This window comes from Bartonella massiliensis (genome assembly GCF_902150025.1).
Classification (GTDB): Bacteria; Pseudomonadota; Alphaproteobacteria; order Rhizobiales; family Rhizobiaceae; genus Bartonella; species Bartonella massiliensis.
This window is the reverse complement of sequence record NZ_CABFVS010000002.1, coordinates 104345-123710: the sequence shown is the minus strand read 5'-3', so window position 1 is coordinate 123710 and position 19366 is coordinate 104345. Positions and strand designations below refer to the sequence as shown.

The window sequence follows — 19366 nt, the reverse complement described above, 5'->3', positions numbered from 1 at the left end:
GTTATGCTGCAAATGTGAACTAGAATAACCGTATGATATACGTTAAGAGGCTTTGTCCTCAATTTTTAAGGAGTTTATAGATGAGCAGGGTATTATCAATTGGAGTGGGATTGATTTTAATGTTACTGCTGTCCGTAAAGGGAGGCAACGCACGCGATCAAATACAGATTACTGGCTCATCTACAGTTTTACCTTATCAAAAGATTGTTGCTGAGACATTTGGAGAAGTTTATCCGCATTTTAAGGTTCCGGTTATCGAATCGGGTGGGACAGGAGCTGGTATTAAGGAATTTTGCCATGGTATTGGGGAGAACACTGTTGATATTGTTAATGCTTCGCGGATAATGAAGCCTAGTGAATTACAGTCTTGTTTTGATGCTGGTGTGAGAGATGTTGGAGAAATACGCATTGGGTATGATGGCATCGTTTTTGCAACGGATATTAAAGGTCCTGATTGGAAATTACAGCCGGTAGATGTTTATAAAGCCTTGGCTGCTCGAATTATTATAGATGGAAAGTTGCAACCCAATAATGTTTCGAAATGGAGTGCTGTCAATAGTTCTCTTCCTGATTGGATGATAGAAGCCTATATTCCTGGAGAAAAGCATGGAACACGGGAAGTTTTTGAGGAAAAATTACTTGCTGTGGGCTGTAAAGAGAGTGGGGCAGTTGAGGTGATGAAGTCGTCAGGAATGGATGATAAGGAGATACACGCTGCTTGTATCGCGGTCCGTAAGGATGGAAAAGCGGTTGATATTGATGGTGATTATTCTGAAACATTTGCGCGTTTAACTTCGAATAAAACTGGGGTTGGTATTTTGGGGTTGTCTTTTTATCAAAATAATGCTGATAGGCTAAAGGTTGCCGATATTAATGGTTTTTCGCCAACAGTTGAGACAATTTCTAGCGGACAATATCCAGTTTCTCGACCACTTTTTTTCTATATTAAGAAAGCCCATTTAGATATTGTTCCAGGTTTGCGAGAGTATGTTAACTTTTTTCTTTCTGATCAAATGATCGGTCCGGATAGTCCTTTGGCTGAATATGGTTTGGTTGTTGCTCCTGAAAACGAGCGTCAAGCACAGCGTTCTGATTTTTCTGCTGGTCGGGTAATGATGTTGAAATAATTTGGGGGAATAATTTATTGGGTTTCCGGAGCCAAGCGTTTTGGGTGCTATTTTTTTTATAAAAACTGAAAGATAAAATGCGCATTTCCTTCATCGTTTTTTTGTTATTGCTTTTTGGATTTTGTGGCTTTTGTATTTCTTATAGGAAAGCCCGCACTTTTGAATACAAACAACATAAAATGCATTCTCGTGCATATTATTATGGCTGGTGGACTTTTTTGATTACGGTTATTCCAGCTTTTATTTTTTTAATTTTGTGGGATGGGGGGAGTGCGATTTATTTAGAATATAATGCCTCTCAAGAGCTTAATGCATATAGTGCGCATGTAACAGAATCTGTCAATTATAATCTACTTTGGGAGGCTCTTCGAAGTCTTGTTAAAATGATTCATTACTTTGAAGGGAATCTTTCCACCGCTTCTTATAAGGAAGTGCAGGCACAATTACTGGCGAAGGGGTTTATTCTACCGCGTGAAGCATCAGATGATGTGTTCAAAATAGCACGGTCATGGATGTTTTTTTCTAAAAAGCTTCAATTTATTGGTCATGGTTTTCTTTTTGCTATTGCATCTTTTGGTTTTATCTGTGGAATGATACAAATTGCGCCTCATCAACGTGCGCGCAATAAGGTTGAGACTTTGATTATTATTGGATTGGCTTGCGCTTCTATTGTCGCAGTCTTAACGACAATTGCCATTGCACTTTCTCTGTTTTTTCAAACAATAAGCTTTTTTCAGTCTGTATCTTTTTCAAATTTCTTTTTCGGAACGGTTTGGGATCCACGTTTTGCTGCGAGTGGTTCAAACGATGAAGGTGGACAATTTGGTTTAATACCGCTCCTTGCTGGTACACTTTATATTGCATTTGTTGCGATGCTTTTTGCTGTGCCTATAGGACTGTTTTCAGCGCTTTATATGGCTGAATATGCTTCTGGACGATTGCGAGCAATTGTAAAGCCATTATTGGAGGTTCTTGCTGGAATCCCAACCATTGTTTATGGTTTTTTTGCTTTGAAGGTTGTAGGACCATTTTTACGTGATTTGTCTGCTTCTCTTTCAAATGGTGGTGGTTTTATTATGGCACAAAGTGTTTTGACCGCTGGCGTTGTGATGGGAATTATGTTGATACCTTTTGTTTCCTCTTTGTCAGATGATGTTATTACGGCTGTTCCACGCATTTTGCGTGAAGGTTCTTATGGTTTAGGAGCAACACAATCTGAAACGATAAAAAAAGTCATTATACCAGCAGCACTTCCAGGGATTATGGGAGCCATTTTGTTAACGGCATCGCGCGCAATTGGGGAAACAATGATTGTCGTTTTGGCAGCAGGTGTTGCTGCAAACTTAACACTCAATCCTTTCGAAGCAATGACCACCATGACGGTTAAGATTGTTAATCAATTAACCGGCGATTTTGAGTTTAATTCTCCGCAAACTCTGGTGGCTTTTGCCTTGGGGATGACACTCTTTGTCATGACCCTCTTGATGAACATTCTAGCTCTTTATATTGTGCGTAAATATCGGGAACAATATGAATGAATAAAGACTTTTTTCCTCGTCGCAATATTAGCCTTAAACGTCGACATTGGGCTGAACGTCGTTTTCGTGCCTATGGTTTAATTGCTATTTTTATTGGTTTGTTTTTTTTATTTGCGCTTTTATGGTCTATCCTTAGTCAAGGCTATACAGCTTTTTTTCAAAGTGAAATGGCATTATCGGTTTATTTGGATGAAAAGATTATTGATCCAAGTGGTCAACGTCAAACAAATCCACAAGTTCTCATGACAGCGAATTATCCTCTTCTTGTACGCAATGCTTTAGTAAAAAAACTTGATATCAATCAAAATGATCGAGCCTCTCTGCGGGACATTAACCGTATGTTTTCAAAAGGTATCCGTGTACAACTGCGTGAAATGGTGACAAAAAATCCAAAACTGATTGGCACAATGCAAAAAATTAAAGTTTTAGCAGCAGCGGATATTGATTCTGCTTATAAGGGGCAGATTGATCTGCATGTAGCAGAAAAAAACCGCAAAGTTTCTAACCGACAAGTAGAATGGATAAAGCGTTTAGCGCATGATGGTACGCTTTATAAGACATTTAATATTGGTTTTTTTACATTTGGTGCTTCAAGTCGTCCTGAAACTGCGGGATTAGGTGTTGCGATCATTGGTTCTCTTTATATGATAGGTATTGTTTTATTGATTTCACTTCCGATAGGTATAGCAACGGCTCTTTATTTGGAAGAATATGCACGTAAAAATAAATTTACAGATTTTATTGAAGTGAATATCAATAACCTTGCCGCTGTTCCTTCGATTGTCTTTGGTCTTTTAGGACTCGCGGTTTTTGTTAATTTTTTGGGATTACCCCGTTCAGCTTCTTTTGTTGGTGGTCTTGTTTTAGCGCTCATGACTCTTCCCACGATTATTATTGCAACACGTTCTGCTTTGCGTGCGGTTCCTCTCTCTATTCGTGCAGCAGCGTTAGGGTTGGGGGCATCAAAAACACAAATGATTTTTCATTATGTTGTTCCTTTAGCAGCACCTGGTATTTTGACAGGCACAATCATTGGAGTAGCTCAGGCTTTGGGTGAAACAGCCCCTTTGCTTTTGATTGGAATGGTTGCTTTTGTTGTTAATATTCCTACAACTCCTATGGACCCGGCAACAGCTTTGCCGGTTCAAATTTTTATGTGGGCAGGTGAAGCAGAGCGCGCTTTTATTGAAAAGACATCGGGGGCTATTATTGTATTAATGATTTTTCTTGCGATCATGAATATTTCTGCGGTTTTTTTACGTCGACGATTTGAATGCCGCCAGTAATTTTTAATAAATAATAATTTCGATAAGATTTTTGCAAGGTGAGTTTTTGTTATGAAGATTAAAATGCGTGGTCAGGATGTAAAGGTTTCTTATGGAGACAAAGAAGCTCTTCACGGTATTACTCTTGATATTCCTGAACATCAAGTCACGGCTTTGATTGGTCCATCAGGATGTGGAAAGTCGACTTTTTTGCGTTGTTTCAACCGTATGAATGATACGATTGAAGGGGCTAAAATAACGGGTCTTATTACTTTAGATGGGGAGAATATTTATGATCCGAAGATCGATGTTGTAGAATTACGTGCCCGTGTTGGAATGGTTTTTCAAAAGCCTAGTCCTTTTCCAAAATCTATATTTGAAAATGTTGCCTATGGTCCACGCATTCATGGTTTAGTAAAAACGCGTTCTGAATTGCATGATGTGGTTGAAAAGAGTTTGAGGCAAGCTGGTCTATTTGAAGAAGTAAAAGACCGTCTTCATGATCTTGGAACAAGTTTATCCGGAGGACAACAACAACGTTTGTGTATTGCGCGTGCCATTGCGGTTAGTCCTGAAGTTATTTTGATGGATGAGCCTTGTTCAGCTCTTGATCCCATTGCGACGGCACGGATTGAAGAGCTTATTGATGCGTTACGGCAAAATTATACAATTGTTATTGTAACACATTCTATGCAACAGGCAGCCCGTGTTTCTCAATATACGGCCATGTTTCATTTAGGGCATTTAGTAGAAGTTGGTGCAACGGAAATGATCTTCACCTCACCCAAAGAACAACGGACACAAGATTATATTACGGGGCGTTTTGGATAGGTGAATTGAGGAGTATAAAATATGTCTATGAACCATACTGTTCGTTCTTATGATGCAGAACTAAAATATCTAAAAGCAAGGATTATAGAAATGGGGCGCCATGCAGAAAGAATGATTGAACGTTCTGTTGCCTCGGTTGTATGTAGTGATCTTCAGCTAGCAACGGCAGTGATTGCCGATGATGTGTTTTTAGATGAAGCAGAACGTGATATTGATGAAAAAGCGGTTGCTATTATTTGCAAACGCCAGCCGATGGCTGTAGATCTGCGTGAGATCATTGGAGCCATTCGTATTTCTTCTGATCTTGAGCGCATTGGGGATATGGCCAAAAACATTGCTAAGAGGACTGTTGCCCTTTCAGAAATACGTCAATCCGCCTCCTTTTATCATGGGCTTGAAACAATTACAGCTTTAGCACTCAATCAATTAAAAGAAGTCTTAAATGCTTATACGGGTCGTCTATTAGAGCGTGTTGATGCCGTGCGTGAGCGTGATGAAAAGATCGATGCTTTGTATACCTCTCTTTTCCGTGAGCTTTTGACATATATGATGGAAGATATGCGCAATATTACAGTTTGTACGCATTTATTGTTTTGTTTAAAGAATATCGAACGAATTGGTGACCATGTTACCAATATTGCTGAAATGTTGCATTATATCATAACGGGTGATCATATGTCTTCTGATCGTCCTCGCGATGACCTTACATATAAAGTTGGCATAAGTGAGAAGAAAATAGATTAAATTTTTCTAAAAAGATCTGAAAGAAGCTTGTAGATACATTGAATCTTTTTTTACAGTGCAGCTATAGAAAGAATGTAATAACCATATTCTCAAAGAAGCATAGAGAAGCAACAAAGAGCTTTTTCAGGTTAACATAACGGGTTGTTAACCCTTGATTTGACATATTTGCATATTGAATGATATCATCGTTTGTATTGTGATCAGAGGGGATTTTTCTGTTCATTTTGTTAAACTTTATATTAAGGGGATAGCTGTATTGTTTTTATCAATATTGATGCTAAAAGTTTTGATGTTCCAATTTTTTTCGTATGTAGAATGAATGGGTCGTTTTTGAAAGTGTCTTAATTTTATTGCGATGAAAATGCGAGGGGTATTATGGGTTGTGTGTGGCTATTAGGAATGATAGTATTGGTCTATAAATTGATATTTTTTTATTATTTATTTCACACAGATAGTTTTTGATTACCGCTTGTATTAAAATTTTACTGAGCGGTGACGATTAGTTATATACTTTTTTGAGAGATACATTTAAAGCTTATTTCAAAGTTTGAAAGAGCTCAGAGATTATATATAGGCTAGAGATTATAGGAATGTTTTGCATAAGATGAAAAAAAAATGTTGGGATGTTTTTGTTACTTGTTGCGTATTGCCGTTGGTTACTGTGGGGTGTGCTGCAAATCATTTAGATGCTAGCAAAGTAAATAATAAGAGAACAAAAACAGTTTCGTATCCATTGACAGAGCGCCAATGCCTTATGCGTGCGATGTATTTTGAATCAAATCGCTCAAGTCGTGAAGGAATGATTGCTGTTGGGACGGTTGTTATGAATCGTGTTAATTCAACCGCCTATCCCAAGACGATTTGTGGTGTTGTTGGCCAATATAAGCAATTTGCTCCTGGCGTTTTAACGCGTCCTATGACGGAGAAAGCATCTGTTGCTCGTGTAAGAGAGGCCGCTGATGCTGTTTTACGGGGTGAGCGAGATAAGAAAGTGAAACACGCTAAGTTTTTCCACACCGCTGGTTTGTCTTTTCCTTATAGAAACATGCACTATGTTCATGTTGCAGGGGGCAATGCTTTTTATGAAAAACGATCACGTGATGGATCACTTCAAGTTCCTACCAATAATCGTCCTTATGATGTTGCTTATGCTTTTGCTCAAGAACGTTCTGGTCATGTTCCAAACTTTATCGATGAAGGCTTAGAAAATAAGGGAATAAAGGTAGAAAAAGGTGTATCTTCTTCGACAGAAGTAGCACAATCCAAGGCGGTAGAGCTTAAGTCTTTTGCTATGGTTCGGCTTGATAAAGTTCCCATTCCAAGCTATGCACCTCAACATTTAGTTCAGAAAGAAGAAAATAAAGCGATTATGGCATTACCTTCATCCGATCAGTTAAATGCAATTGTTGCAATGTTAGAAAAACGACGTAGAAACTGGTAATTTTTTCACGACCAAAGAAGGGGTATACAGCTATTGTGGCTTAATGCATTCAGTAAACCCTTTAGCGATAATGGCACGTATAAATATACGTAGAGAAAGTGAACGCAAAGGTTTTGAAAAAACAATTTAGAATATGACGGCGTAAGGAATATATTTATTTAAAGAAGGATATTGGTAATGTATTTTGATATTCATGAGACCATTTCTCCTGAATTGCTTAATCGTCTTGCAGAAGTTACGGTAAAAGTGGGGCTTAATTTACAAGAGGGGCAGGATCTTGTTTTGACGGCTCCAGTTTCAGCATTACCTTTTGTTCGACGTATTGCCTATCATGCTTATAAGGTTGGTGCTGGTGTCATTACACCCATTTTTAGTGATGATATGTTATCGCTTATGCGTTTTGAAAATGCCCATACGGCAAGTTTTGATTGCGCACCTTCTTGGCTTTATGAGGGAATGGCGAAGGCTTTTGAAAATGGGGCTGCACGTTTAGCGATTGTTGGTGATAATCCTTTGCTCCTTTCCAATCAAGACTTTGATAAAGTTGCGCGTTTGAATAAGGCAACTTCGTTGGCTTACCAACCTGCTCTCAAAAAAATATCAAATTTTGCTATCAATTGGTCGATTGTTGCTTACCCAACAATAGGATGGGCTGAAGCGATATTTCCTTCTTTACCACTTAATGAAGCGGTAAAAAAATTAGCCGATGCAATTTTTGCAGCTTCACGTGTTACAGGGGAAGATCCGGTGCATGCATGGATTGTCCATAATGAAACTTTGAAGAAACGATCATCTTGGCTTAATGAGCAGCGTTTTTCTGCCTTGCACTTTACAGGACCAGGGACTGATTTAACGGTTGGTTTGGCTGATGATCATGAGTGGCATGGAGGGTCATCAGTTGCTCAAAATGGTATTGTTTGCAATCCTAATATTCCAACAGAGGAAGTTTTTACAACGCCTCATGCTCATAAGGTTGAAGGATTTGTTCGCTCAACAAAGCCACTTTCCTATCAAGGAACACTCATTGATAATATTGAAGTGCGTTTTGAAGCAGGGCGTATTGTTGAGGCTTGTGCATCAGCAGGTCAGGAAGTTTTACAGCAGGTTTTGCAAAGTGATGAGGGGGCAAGCCGATTGGGTGAAGTTGCTCTTGTGCCGCATTCTTCACCCATTTCTAAGAGTGGTCTTCTTTTTTATAATACCCTATTTGATGAAAATGCAGCTTGTCATATTGCTTTAGGGCAATGTTATTCCAAATGCTTTTTAGATGGTGCATCATTGACACCAGAAGAGATTGCAGCACGTGGCGGTAATAAAAGTGTTATTCATATCGATTGGATGATTGGTTCTGGTGAAATTGATATAGATGGCATTAGGCAGGATGGTGCGAAAGTTCCTATTTTTCGTAAGGGCGAATGGGCTTAATCCTGTTATAGTGTAAAACACCGTCATTTGAGATGGGAAATGTAGGCTTTCTTGACATGTGAAGTATTCTATAAGAGTACGTGTTGAATACTCAAGGTGGAGGTCTGACCGTAAAATCTTTTGGTAAGTAAATCACATGGTTAGGAAGCCAAGAGAGGTCCATTTGACGAGAGCTTGTTTTTTTTATAGACCAGATGAGGTGAGGGGTTTCGTTCTTTAAGAACAGAGAAGAAGTCAATTTATCGGTGATATGATTGGAAAGTGCATAAATCATTAAAAAAGTGCATAATTATTAAAGAGGACTGATGCCAGAGCTTCCTGAAGTAGAGACAGTTCGTCGTGGACTTGAGTCTGTTGTCACTGATGCAAAGATAGTGTCTGCCAAACTTAATCGTAGAGATTTGCGTTTTCCTTTTCCTGAGGCTTTTTCTGAGCGTCTTGTTGGCAGAACAATTATAGAGCTTGGTCGGCGTGCGAAATATCTATTATTTCATCTTTCTCAGGATGAAACCATTTTAAGCCATTTAGGAATGTCGGGCTCATGGCGTATAGAGAATGATCTTTTAAGAAAAGGTTTTTCAAAGACAAGTAAATTGGTTAAGCATGATCATTTTATTATGGTTCTTCAAGCCAAGGATGGTGAAGTTTATCATCTTATTTATAATGATGTGCGTCGCTTTGGGTTTATGCTTTTAGTTGATACAGACAAGCTTTATGAACATCCGCTTTTAAATAAGCTAGGGCTTGAACCTATGAGTAATGCATTTTCTGGTCATTATTTACAAAAGGCTTTTGTTAATAAAAAAATGTCTCTTAAAGGGGTTTTACTTGATCAATCTATCGTTGCGGGTCTTGGGAATATTTATGTTTGTGAGGCACTTTGGCGGAGTCGTTTATCTCCACACCGTGGGGCATTTACATTGGCATCAAAAAACCTACATGCACGTGAACTTGCAGATTCTTTAGCACAGAATATACGCAATGTAATTTCTGAAGCCATTTTGTCTGGTGGCTCTTCTTTACGTGATTATACGCATGTAGATGGTTCACTTGGTTATTTTCAACATGCTTTTTCAGTTTATGGACGAGAAGGCAAGGAATGTTTGGAATGCGGAACGCCTATACTCCGTATTTTACAGGCTGGGCGTTCAAGTTTTTACTGCTCACAATGTCAAAAATGAATAAGGTGTCTTGCAAAATCCGACAAGAAGCTTAAAGTCAGGATCTGACAATTATACGAAAATACAAGGCTTGAGAGGTTTTTTTATGCTGAATAAAGTACTAACACATCTTGATAAGAATATAGAAAAGAGCCTTGAACGCCTTTTTTTTCTTTTACGTTTTCAATCGATTTCTACAGACTCGGCTTATAAAGATGAATGTCGTAAAGCAGCTGATTGGTTAGTAGAAGATTTAAAAAGCATTGGTTTTGAGGCTTCACGGCGTGATACACCAGGTCATCCAATGGTCGTTGGGCATCATCCAGGACCTTCAGAGGATTGTTTACATGTGTTATTTTATGGACATTACGATGTTCAACCTGTTGATCCACTAAGTTTATGGGAAGATGATCCATTTAGTCCTTCCTTAAAAGAGAAAGAGGGAGAACAGGTTATTTGTGCTCGCGGAGCTTCTGATGACAAGGGGCAGTTGATGACTTTTATTGAAGCGTGCCGTGCGTTTAAAAAAGAAACGGGACAGCTTCCCATTAAAGTTACTGTTTTATTGGAGGGGGAAGAAGAAAGTGGCTCTTCTTCTCTTGTTCCTTTCTTGAAAGAAAACAAGGATGAGCTTAAGGCTGATTATGCATTGGTTTGTGATACTTCAATGTGGAATGCAGATACACCATCTATTTGTATTGCTCTTCGGGGTATTTTAGGAGAAGAGGTTACCATTACGGCAGCTAATCGTGATTTGCATTCTGGTGCTTTTGGAGGAGTCGCGGCCAATCCTATTCATATCCTAACGAAAATTTTAGCAGGACTTCATGATGATAATGGTCAGGTAACACTTCCTGGTTTTTATGATGGCGTAGAGGAAACACCTCCACATATTTTACAATTATGGAATGCATTGGACTGTACTGCTGAAAATTTTCTTGGTCCTATAGGACTTTCCATTCCTTCTGGTGAAAAAGGTCGGAGCATTTTAGAACTTGTATGGGCACGTCCTACGGCAGAAATTAATGGGATTAGTGGTGGTTATGAAGGAGAGGGAATAAAAACGGTTATTGCTTCTCAAGCGAATGCGAAAGTGTCTTTTCGCTTAGTGCATAAGCAAGATCCGGATAAAATACGTCAAGCTTTCCGTCATTATGTGCACAGTCTTATTCCTGCTGACTGTACTGTTGAGTTTAAGGAACATGGTGGTTCTTCTGCAATTCAAATACCTTATGATTCACCTTGTATTAAGGCGGCAAAGGAAGCTTTATCGCAAGAATGGAGTAATCCTGCTGTACTTGAAGCTATGGGGGGCTCGATTCCAGTGGTTGGAGATTTTCGGTCAATTCTTGATATGGAATCTATTCTAGTTGGGTTTGCGTTACATAATGACCGTATTCATTCCCCTAATGAAAAGTATAATCTAAAATCATTTCATAAAGGGCAACGGTCTTGGGCACGTATTCTTGCTGCTTTTGCAAATAGGGGGAAAAATGGCTGAGATTCGTGTTCATCAAGGTGATTTACCAAACTTAGACAATTATAAAACTGATGCCATTGCGATTGATACTGAGACTTTAGGGCTTCAACCACATCGTGATCGTTTATGTGTTGTTCAGATTTCTTCTGGAGATGGGACTGCTGATATTATACAGATTGCTAAAGGACAAAAGAGTGCGCCTCATTTGGTCAAGATTCTTAAAGATAATGCAGTCACCAAGATATTCCATTTTGGGCGTTTTGATCTTGCTATTTTAGCGCATACATTTGGAGTGATGCCAGAGGCTGTTTTTTGTACAAAGATTGCTTCAAAACTTACGCGTACCTATACAGATCGTCATGGATTGAAAGAAATTTGTAGTGAATTGCTGAATGTGAATATTTCTAAACAGCAACAATCTTCCGATTGGGCGGCAGAAAAGTTATCTCAGGCACAAATTGAATATGCTGCGTCGGATGTGTTATATTTGCATCGTTTAAAAGTTATATTTGAAGAACGCTTAAAACGCGAAGAGCGAGAAAGTGTTGCTAAGGCATGTTTTCAATTTTTGCCTATGAGAGCTAGGCTTGACCTTTTAGGGTGGTCGGAAGTTGATATTTTTGCGCATAGCTAGCTTTGAAAATTGGCTTTTAAATGGAGTGAATTATTAATGCGAGAGGATAAAATGCCCACATTATCGGCATTTTTTCCTCTTATTTTTTTGATGAGAGCATTTTTATAATAGAGTTGCGCTATTTTAGTTGAAGTTTAGGCAATAAAAATACATTTACGGCTTTATGCTTTTTTATGCTTATGTTTTTAACGGTCTTTATTTGAAAAAAGCGATTTTGAGGAGAGGTTGGGAACATATGCTAGGTTGGAGGACTTCAATTTCTGAAATCGGTATATGGCTTAATTTGCCGAGAATATGAAGACATCAATGTAAAAACAACTTCCATTCTTACCATCCTTAATTCTACTTTATGCCTTTCAAAAGTATCTAAAGCAATATCATTAAGTCATGGAGATGACACGCGTGCTTCACGCTCTTTAATGGTATAATACTTTGATTTATAAATATATTGATGTGATACTTGTGTCGTTTCTTCCAGACGATACTTTATGCTTTTATTTATTACCAAACAAGAGATTTCTATGTTGGTAGAGCAGGGCAATTTGTATTTATTTTAAAATTAAGATGCTCCAAAACTTTGTTTTTTTTATATTTTTCACTTTTTATCTATAAACATGCTATTTTTTCTGGAAATTTGCAATGAAGATACTAGGTAAAACTCATTATGAATATTTTAATGAGGTTAAATTTATGAGTATAAAATATTTTATGACAGCTTTTGCTACTTTTACTTCAATCTCTGTCGCTCAGGGGGGGGCTTTTTGGGCGTCTCAAAACCTTATACAGAGAGCATCTTCAGTTGCTCCTCTTATAGATCTTTTTTCTAGGGAACAGCTGAGTAAGGCTTTATCTGATGTTGTTCAAATGGAACTTTCTTGTATAAATAGCAACCCGTGTATGACAGCTGCTCAGTTAGTACCTGTATCACATTTTGGTAAAAACAGAGGCCCTAAAAAAGGACCAGGTAAAAAAGGGCGGCCAAGATTGTCACGAGGTCCAATGAGTTTCTAAAAAGTGAAACGATAATATCAGGAGTTGTAACTATGCTCGGGAGTTGAAGAAAAGAGATATTTTTTATCAATTGGAAAGGGGGAGGAGTGTTTGTTTGCAAAGAGTAATATAATTCTGCGCGATAAGGATGAAATGCACTGTTTATAAAGTATATTGATTTATAATGATTATTCATTGTTTTGCGTGTTGAGTGAGAATACAGAGTATCATAGGCTTTTCCTATTTCAAACGTGCTCCATGATTGAATGAATCAAAATCATTTCTTTGTATTTTACCAGCGTGATGAGCGTTTGGAGTGAGGCTGTACAATAAAATGCCTCTTATGAGCCGTCTGTAAGGGCGAGAAGGTTGAGGCAGGCTTGGAGATTAGCAGAGTGCAGGAGGGTATCTGTTTGCTCTTTCATAAGCATAAAGATGGTAACAAGGGATTTACCTTATACCGTTCATGTTTGCCGTTGCGAAATGGGAGTGGAAACTATAAGAGATGTCTCTTTAAAGTGAATGCGTGGCTATACAACCCAATGGTGTTTTGACATTGGAAAATATAGGAGCTGGGAGATTTCAGTAAAAACTGTATAATGGCAATCGCTCGTTATAAATTTATCGCTCTATTACAAATTTTATGGGTTTATAAACCTATAGATTGGGTGGAAGCGGTAAATACCTTTTTAAGTGTGGCATTTAAACTTCCGTGATCATTCATTTTTAAAGGAAGGGATGGATCAGAGCAGGGTTTAGTCCATAGAGTCTTCAGTTAAGTCAATTACATGAGCGGGAAATGAAGAAACCTCGTTTGACAAGAGTCTTAGCTGTTTGCATACTGGATGCGATGAGGCCCTTTCCTCAAAATCGAGGAGGACTTTATGAGTGAAGGTATAACAAACTTTTTTAATTAAACTTTTGATTTTTGTAGTATGTTTCAACGACACAATTAAAAACACTGCATTATTTGCCTATGATTCAATTTCAGGTATTTTTTCCACCAAATTATTTACCAAATTCATGATTTTTAGAGCAAGGTTTGTTTTGAACACTTTAAGAACAATCTCTCATTTTTTTAACTTTAGGGAGAGCTTTTATATAAGTTTCAATGTTTATCATACCGGTTGTTTATCATGAATTGTTTTTTCAATTTAGTTTATAAAAGAGCATGGAATAGAGCGCCAAAAAAGAAGGCTGAAGCTTTGAAAAAGATTTTCTACAAAGTCGAGATAAAAATGGGCAATCTTTCAAAAACAATAAGCGTCTAACGTAAAAACAAAGAGCAGGTAAGTTGAATGTGATCTTGTTACAACCTATGAAGTATTCGAAACTTTGTTTATATGCAACACACATCCTTTACAGTAAAAAAAATAATCAAAGAGCTATGTGCATTTTCTCAAGATCGTAATAGTTTTTTCGCTGTCTTTGATATTGAGAGTGTCATAAAAGCCATTTTTAGCTTTTTCTTAAACAGGTTTTACACACACATGCTTGTTTGTAACCTATAGGTGGGTGATTTTGCTTACTTTAAATAAAATGATTTAAGATGAAAGCCTTTTCAATATTACAGAGGAAAAGATAACTTTTGCATTATAATCAATAAGCTATCTTTCCATAGTTAATAACACATGCTTTACACGGGGGATGACACAGTTTTTTTGAAAAATTTATAAAGAAAAAAATATGGTGAGAGGAACCCATTTGTGTATGGGCATCGTTTACTTCTCATTTGTTAAAGCACAAGCAATTAAGGGCGCTGTGATTGGCTTTTTGTTTTTTTATAAGTGTGTCATTTTTACTACAGATATCTGGAATTGCGGCTCTATATGACATGATGTGTTCAAATAAATATTCAGCTATGGAGAGAAAATATGAATATGAAATGGTTAATGACAGCTTCTGCTTTCGCTTTTATTTCAGGTTCAGCGGTGCAGGCAGCAGATGTTATTGTTCCCCCGAATCCAACACCTGTTGCTCCCGTTATTGTTGCACCAACTTTTTCTTGGACAGGTTTATACCTTGGTGGGCAGATTGGTGGTTTTTCTGGTAAGACGAAGATGGATATTCTTGCTGGAGGACAAAAGATTCCTGTGAGTAAAAGCCTTTTGCCTAAATTATCTGGTTTTATGGGGGGGCTTTACGCAGGTTCCAATATTGATCTTGGCAATGGTCTCATTTTAGGTGTCGATACAGATATCATGTGGACTGATAAAAGCGACACGAAGACAGGAGAAACATTTCTCATTGACAAAGGTCACGTCAATTATATTAAGAGGATGTTGAAAGAGGCTGGAATTAATATTGGTGAAGATGCACTCGTAGAGGGTTCTAAACGGACACATAGTTTTACTTTTAAAGAAAAGTGGGCCGGTGCAACGCGTGTACGTATTGGTTTTGCTGCTGAACGTATTATGCCTTATGTTGCGGGGGGTATTGCCTATACACAGCTTCAAGATACTGCATCGATTTCAATAACAGGAAAAGATTCAGACAAAGTTATAGCTTCTGGTAATCTTACTGATGAAACAAAGACTCTTGTTGGTTACACCCTTGGTGCAGGTGTTGATTTAGCCATGACCAATCATGTTATTGTCCGTGCGGAATATCGTTACTCCGATTTTGGTAAAAAGAAATTCTCAAATGATAAATATGAAACTTCTTATAAAACCAATGATTTCCGTGTTGGTGTTGCTTACAAATTTTAACAGATGATCAGTTAAATAACGAAGAGGCTCTGTTAAAGATAGGGTCTCTTGTTATTTTTGTTGCTATATTATCACACTTCCATATTTTAGTGTGGATGTGAAAAGATATTTATCAGACTTTACTAAAAGTATTTTCATAAACAAAAAAATAAGATTTACATTTTAAATCAATCATTTATTTATATACACCGTTTCCAGTTTCTCGTATAAAACGAGGGTATGAAGTGTTTTTATCTTCGGCAAACTCTCCATTTCCTGTGACTGTGTCATTTTTACTACAGCTTTTCTCCATATTATTTTGTAGCACTGTCTCATAAATAAATTAGGAGCAAAGTTTATGAATATAAAATCTTTAGTAACAACTTCTGTTATCGCTATAGCAGCTGCTTCTGCAGCACAAGCTGCTGATGTTATCGTCCCTCATAAAACAGCCCCAGCAGCAGTTATTGCAGCAGCCCCTTCATTTTCTTGGGCAGGTTTTTATATCGGAGGTCAAGTTGGAAACTTTTCAAGTAAAGTTGATATCTTTGATTCAGAATCAAAAAAGAAAATTACAGATAAAGACTCGGTATTTAAGCCTTCTGGTTTTATGGGCGGTATCTATGTAGGTTCTAACGTGGATCTTGGCAATGGCCTCATTTTAGGTGTTGAAACTGATGCCGTTTGGGCAGATCGCAAAGAAACAAAAGCTTCTTCAGAAGTTATTGGGAAGACTGACCTTCCAACATTCAAAAATAAGCTTACAGCACTTAAAGCTACGGGAAAGGTTGATAGTATTACGGAGAATGACAAGAAAGTAGAGAGCAGCTTTCTAAAAGAAAAGTGGTCTGGTGCTACACGCGTTCGCGTTGGTTTTTCAGCCATTGACCGTATTATGCCTTATATTGCTGGTGGTATTGCTTATACACAGCTGCAGCTTGCCAGTTCTCTTAAGGCAGAAACAGCTGGTGGTGACGAAATCGCTACTGCTAAAGTATATGATAAATCAAAAACGTTTGTTGGTTTCACCATTGGTGGTGGTGTTGACTTCGCAATGACAGACAATGTTTTGTTGCGTGCTGAATACCGTTACTCAGACTTTGGTAAAAAAGCCTTTGAAAAGGACGAGGATAAAACCTCTTACAAAACCAATGATTTCCGTGTAGGTGTTGCTTACAAATTCTAATTTCGTAAAAAACGAAATGATGAACATAAAATAATTTATTATGAGGCTCTGTCAAAAACAGAGCCTCTGTTTTTTTCTGTTTCTATCTTATTCACGCACTTCGTGTCTTATTGAGGGTGCAAAAAGGATATTATTCAGATTTTCTTAAAATGTTTTTATAAATCATAGACAATAATGACGCTGTAAGATCAACATCTTATGTATGTGTATAGCTTGCATTTTTTTGTACGAACTAAAGTTATGAAGCGTTGTGAGGGTGTGGAAGCTGTGCAGTGATTTTATTTTCGGCAAACTCCTCCTTTCCTGTAACCGTGTCATTTTTACTATAGCTTTTCTTCATTTAATCTTGTAGCACTGTCTCATAAATAAATGAGGAGCAAAGTTTATGAATATAAAATCTTTAATAACAACTTCTGTCATTGCTATAGCAACGGCTTCTGCGGCACAAGCTGCTGATGTTATTACCTCTCGTGAAATAGCTCCAGCAGCAGCTATTGCAGCAGCCCCATCATTTTCTTAGGCAGGTTTTTATATCGGTGGTCAAGTTGAAAACTTTTCAAGTAAAGTTGCAGCATTTGATTTAGAGACAAAAGAAAAAACGACAGATAAAGATGGGCTCCCTAAGCCTTCTGGTTTCATGGGGGGATCTATGTAGGTTCTAACGTAGATCTTGGTAATGGCCTTATTCTAGGCGTTGAGACCGATGCCGTTTGGGCAGATCGAGGAGATAAGAAGACAGTCTCAAAGATCCTTGCGATTGATGAATTTGATGATTTTAATGATAAATTTGAAGATGCTGGTGTTATACTGGATGAAAATGAAAAGTTTAAGAAGGGTGACAAAGCAGTATATAGCATTGGTTTCAAAGAAAAATGGTCTGGCGCTACACGCGTTCGTATCGGTTTTGCTGTTACACACCGCATGATGCCTTATGTTGCGGGGGGAATTTCCTATGCGCAAATACAAGGTGTTGGTGGTGTTTCAGGAACAAAAAAGCCGGTAGATGGTAAACCAAGTAAAGAAGTCTTTGCGACAGTACTTGATAAAACAAAAATGATGGTCGGTTTTACTCTTGGGTGCAGGTGTTGATTTCGTAATGACAGACAATGTGTTATTGCGTGCAGAATACCGTTACTCAGACTTTGGTAAAAAAGAATTTAAAAAAGATAATCTTAAATTAGGCTATAAAACCAATGATTTCCGTTTCGGTGTCGCTTACAAATTTTAGGCCCGTAAAATAAAATGATTAATAAAAAATAAATTTCTAAGAGTTTTTATCAAAGATAACTCTTTTATTTTATTTCCTTTTTATTTGTACGACTGTGACATTTTTACTACAGCTTTTCACTCTGTAATCTTGTAGCACTGTCTTATAAATAAACTAGGAGCAAAATTATGAATACAAAATCTTTAATAGCGACTTCTGTTGTCGCTTTGGTTTCCGCTTCTGCAGCACAAGCTGCTGATGTCATGATCCCTCATGAAGCAGCCCCAGCAGCCGTTATTGCAGCAGCCCCTTCATTTTCTTGGACAGGTTTTTATATCGGTGGTCAAGTTGGAAACTTTTCAAGTAAAACTAAAGTAACTATTCCAGGAGAAGATAAAGATCTTTTCAAAAAAGATAACACACCTAAGCCTTCTGGTTTCATGGGAGGTATTTATGCAGGTTCTAACGTAGATCTTGGAAATGGCCTCATTCTCGGTGTTGAAACCGATGCCGTTTGGGCAGACCGTGAAAAAACAAAAACAGCAGATGAGTACACTCTTAATTCTACGCAAGCAGAAAGTTTTAATGCTGCCCTTGAAAAAGCTAAGGTTGAATTAGAAGGTGACCAAGTGTTTCAAGCAACGGACCAGGTAGCGGAAACACACAGCTACAAAGAAAAATGGTCTGGTGCGACACGTGTTCGTATTGGTTATACTGCTTTTGACCGTATTATGCCTTATATTGCTGGGGGTATTGCCTATGCGCAGGTACAGGGCATTCAATCCGTTGCAGGAAAAGGCCAAAGAGCTAAGGATGTGCAGAAAGATGGGGGGCAGGAGCCAGAAAAGAATATGCAAACTGTAGATTTGACTGGTGGTACTTGGGCTGATGACACGAAGACAATGGTTGGTTTCACTATAGGTGGTGGTGTTGACTTTGCAATGACAGACAATGTGCTGTTGCGTGCAGAATATCGTTACTCTGATTTTGGTAAAAAGAAATTCGCAAACGATACACGTGAATTCCACTACAAAACTAATGATTTCCGTGTAGGTGTTGCTTACAAATTTTAATTTCATAAACATGAAATTATAAACACAGGAAAAATACGAAGGCCTCGTTTAACGGGGCCTTTATTTCATTCACTCTCTATTTGATCTCTCTTAATTTCTTTATATTATTTTGCGTCATAAGACTTTTAAAAAAAGTTTTATATCATAGGGAGTAAATTGGGGCATATATCGGTTTTATAATGACTGATTCATAAAACTTTATAGTGCTACGACTATTCTACGAAACAAGTGGAAAGCATTTAGCAAATCTCAGAAGTAGAAAAAGATTATAATCAGTAATCAACTTTAACCTTCTTTTATAGACTATATACCAGATGAGAGCGAGGGTATGATGTATATCTACTCATCGCTAAAACCGAAATATAGAGCTTCATTTTAGAAAAATATGAAGTTTTAAAAATAGAAACCAATTTTTAAAAAATAGAAAACAGTTTCCAACTTCACCCTCTTTTTTGTCACTCAGCTTTACGATTTTCAAAAGCATCTAATATCTTTTAAATAATAAAGATTGGACATTTTTTCAATATATTGCGCTTTCATTAACGATGTTCTTTAAAGGATATGATACATTGATTTAT

Annotated in this window: 14 protein-coding genes and 1 pseudogene; all 15 read left to right on the top strand. The window is 37.6% G+C overall.

The window, feature by feature from the left end:
• Window positions 1-80: 80 nt before the first annotated feature.
• The 15 genes and pseudogenes from FNZ60_RS00920 to FNZ60_RS00850 all read left to right on the top strand — a co-directional run bounded on the left by FNZ60_RS00920 (window position 81) and on the right by FNZ60_RS00850 (window position 18788).
• The gene (locus tag FNZ60_RS00920) at window positions 81-1127 is read left to right on the top strand and encodes a PstS family phosphate ABC transporter substrate-binding protein (RefSeq protein WP_142415884.1); all 1047 of its coding nucleotides are present in this window, start codon (window positions 81-83) and stop codon (window positions 1125-1127) included.
• A gap of 77 nt (window positions 1128-1204) precedes the next feature.
• On the top strand, window positions 1205-2665 hold the full coding sequence (gene pstC / locus FNZ60_RS00915) for a phosphate ABC transporter permease subunit PstC (protein ID WP_142415883.1): 1461 nt from the start codon (window positions 1205-1207) through the stop codon (window positions 2663-2665).
• Entirely contained in the window at window positions 2662-3951 is a 1290-nt protein-coding gene (gene pstA / locus FNZ60_RS00910) for a phosphate ABC transporter permease PstA (RefSeq protein ID WP_142415882.1), read from the top strand. Before pstC ends, pstA begins: the two co-directional genes overlap by 4 nt.
• Before the next feature lie 51 nt (window positions 3952-4002).
• The gene (pstB, locus tag FNZ60_RS00905) at window positions 4003-4761 is read left to right on the top strand and encodes a phosphate ABC transporter ATP-binding protein PstB (protein WP_142415881.1); all 759 of its coding nucleotides are present in this window, start codon (window positions 4003-4005) and stop codon (window positions 4759-4761) included.
• A 21-nt stretch (window positions 4762-4782) separates the two neighbouring features.
• Window positions 4783-5505 (top strand): phosphate signaling complex protein PhoU, encoded by a 723-nt coding sequence (gene phoU / locus FNZ60_RS00900; RefSeq protein WP_142415880.1) that lies wholly within the window; start codon window positions 4783-4785, stop codon window positions 5503-5505.
• A gap of 604 nt (window positions 5506-6109) precedes the next feature.
• Window positions 6110-6946, top strand: a complete 837-nt coding sequence (locus tag FNZ60_RS00895; protein ID WP_142415879.1) for a cell wall hydrolase — start codon at window positions 6110-6112, stop codon at window positions 6944-6946.
• 177 nt (window positions 6947-7123) lie between these two features.
• Window positions 7124-8371 carry an aminopeptidase gene (locus tag FNZ60_RS00890; RefSeq protein WP_142415878.1) on the top strand — a complete coding sequence of 416 codons (1248 nt, stop codon included), beginning with the start codon at window positions 7124-7126 and terminating at the stop codon, window positions 8369-8371.
• Between the two features lie 305 nt (window positions 8372-8676).
• Entirely contained in the window at window positions 8677-9552 is an 876-nt protein-coding gene (gene mutM, locus FNZ60_RS00885; protein WP_142415877.1) for a bifunctional DNA-formamidopyrimidine glycosylase/DNA-(apurinic or apyrimidinic site) lyase, read from the top strand.
• An 85-nt stretch (window positions 9553-9637) separates the two neighbouring features.
• The gene (locus FNZ60_RS00880; protein ID WP_142415876.1) at window positions 9638-11032 is read left to right on the top strand and encodes a M20/M25/M40 family metallo-hydrolase; all 1395 of its coding nucleotides are present in this window, start codon (window positions 9638-9640) and stop codon (window positions 11030-11032) included.
• A complete protein-coding gene (locus FNZ60_RS00875) occupies window positions 11025-11645 on the top strand; it encodes a ribonuclease D (RefSeq protein WP_142415875.1) in 621 nt (206 codons plus the stop codon). Before FNZ60_RS00880 ends, FNZ60_RS00875 begins: the two co-directional genes overlap by 8 nt.
• 690 nt (window positions 11646-12335) lie before the next feature.
• On the top strand, window positions 12336-12656 hold the full coding sequence (locus tag FNZ60_RS00870) for a hypothetical protein (RefSeq protein WP_185913390.1): 321 nt from the start codon (window positions 12336-12338) through the stop codon (window positions 12654-12656).
• Between the two features lie 1853 nt (window positions 12657-14509).
• Window positions 14510-15343 carry an outer membrane protein gene (locus FNZ60_RS00865; RefSeq protein WP_142415873.1) on the top strand — a complete coding sequence of 278 codons (834 nt, stop codon included), beginning with the start codon at window positions 14510-14512 and terminating at the stop codon, window positions 15341-15343.
• A gap of 337 nt (window positions 15344-15680) precedes the next feature.
• Window positions 15681-16508 (top strand): outer membrane protein, encoded by an 828-nt coding sequence (locus FNZ60_RS00860; RefSeq protein ID WP_142415872.1) that lies wholly within the window; start codon window positions 15681-15683, stop codon window positions 16506-16508.
• Between the two features lie 385 nt (window positions 16509-16893).
• Window positions 16894-17736, top strand: a pseudogene (locus tag FNZ60_RS00855) (outer membrane protein).
• A gap of 167 nt (window positions 17737-17903) precedes the next feature.
• Window positions 17904-18788, top strand: coding sequence for an outer membrane protein (locus FNZ60_RS00850; protein ID WP_142415871.1), 885 nt, complete (start codon window positions 17904-17906; stop codon window positions 18786-18788).
• Window positions 18789-19366: the final 578 nt, after the last annotated feature.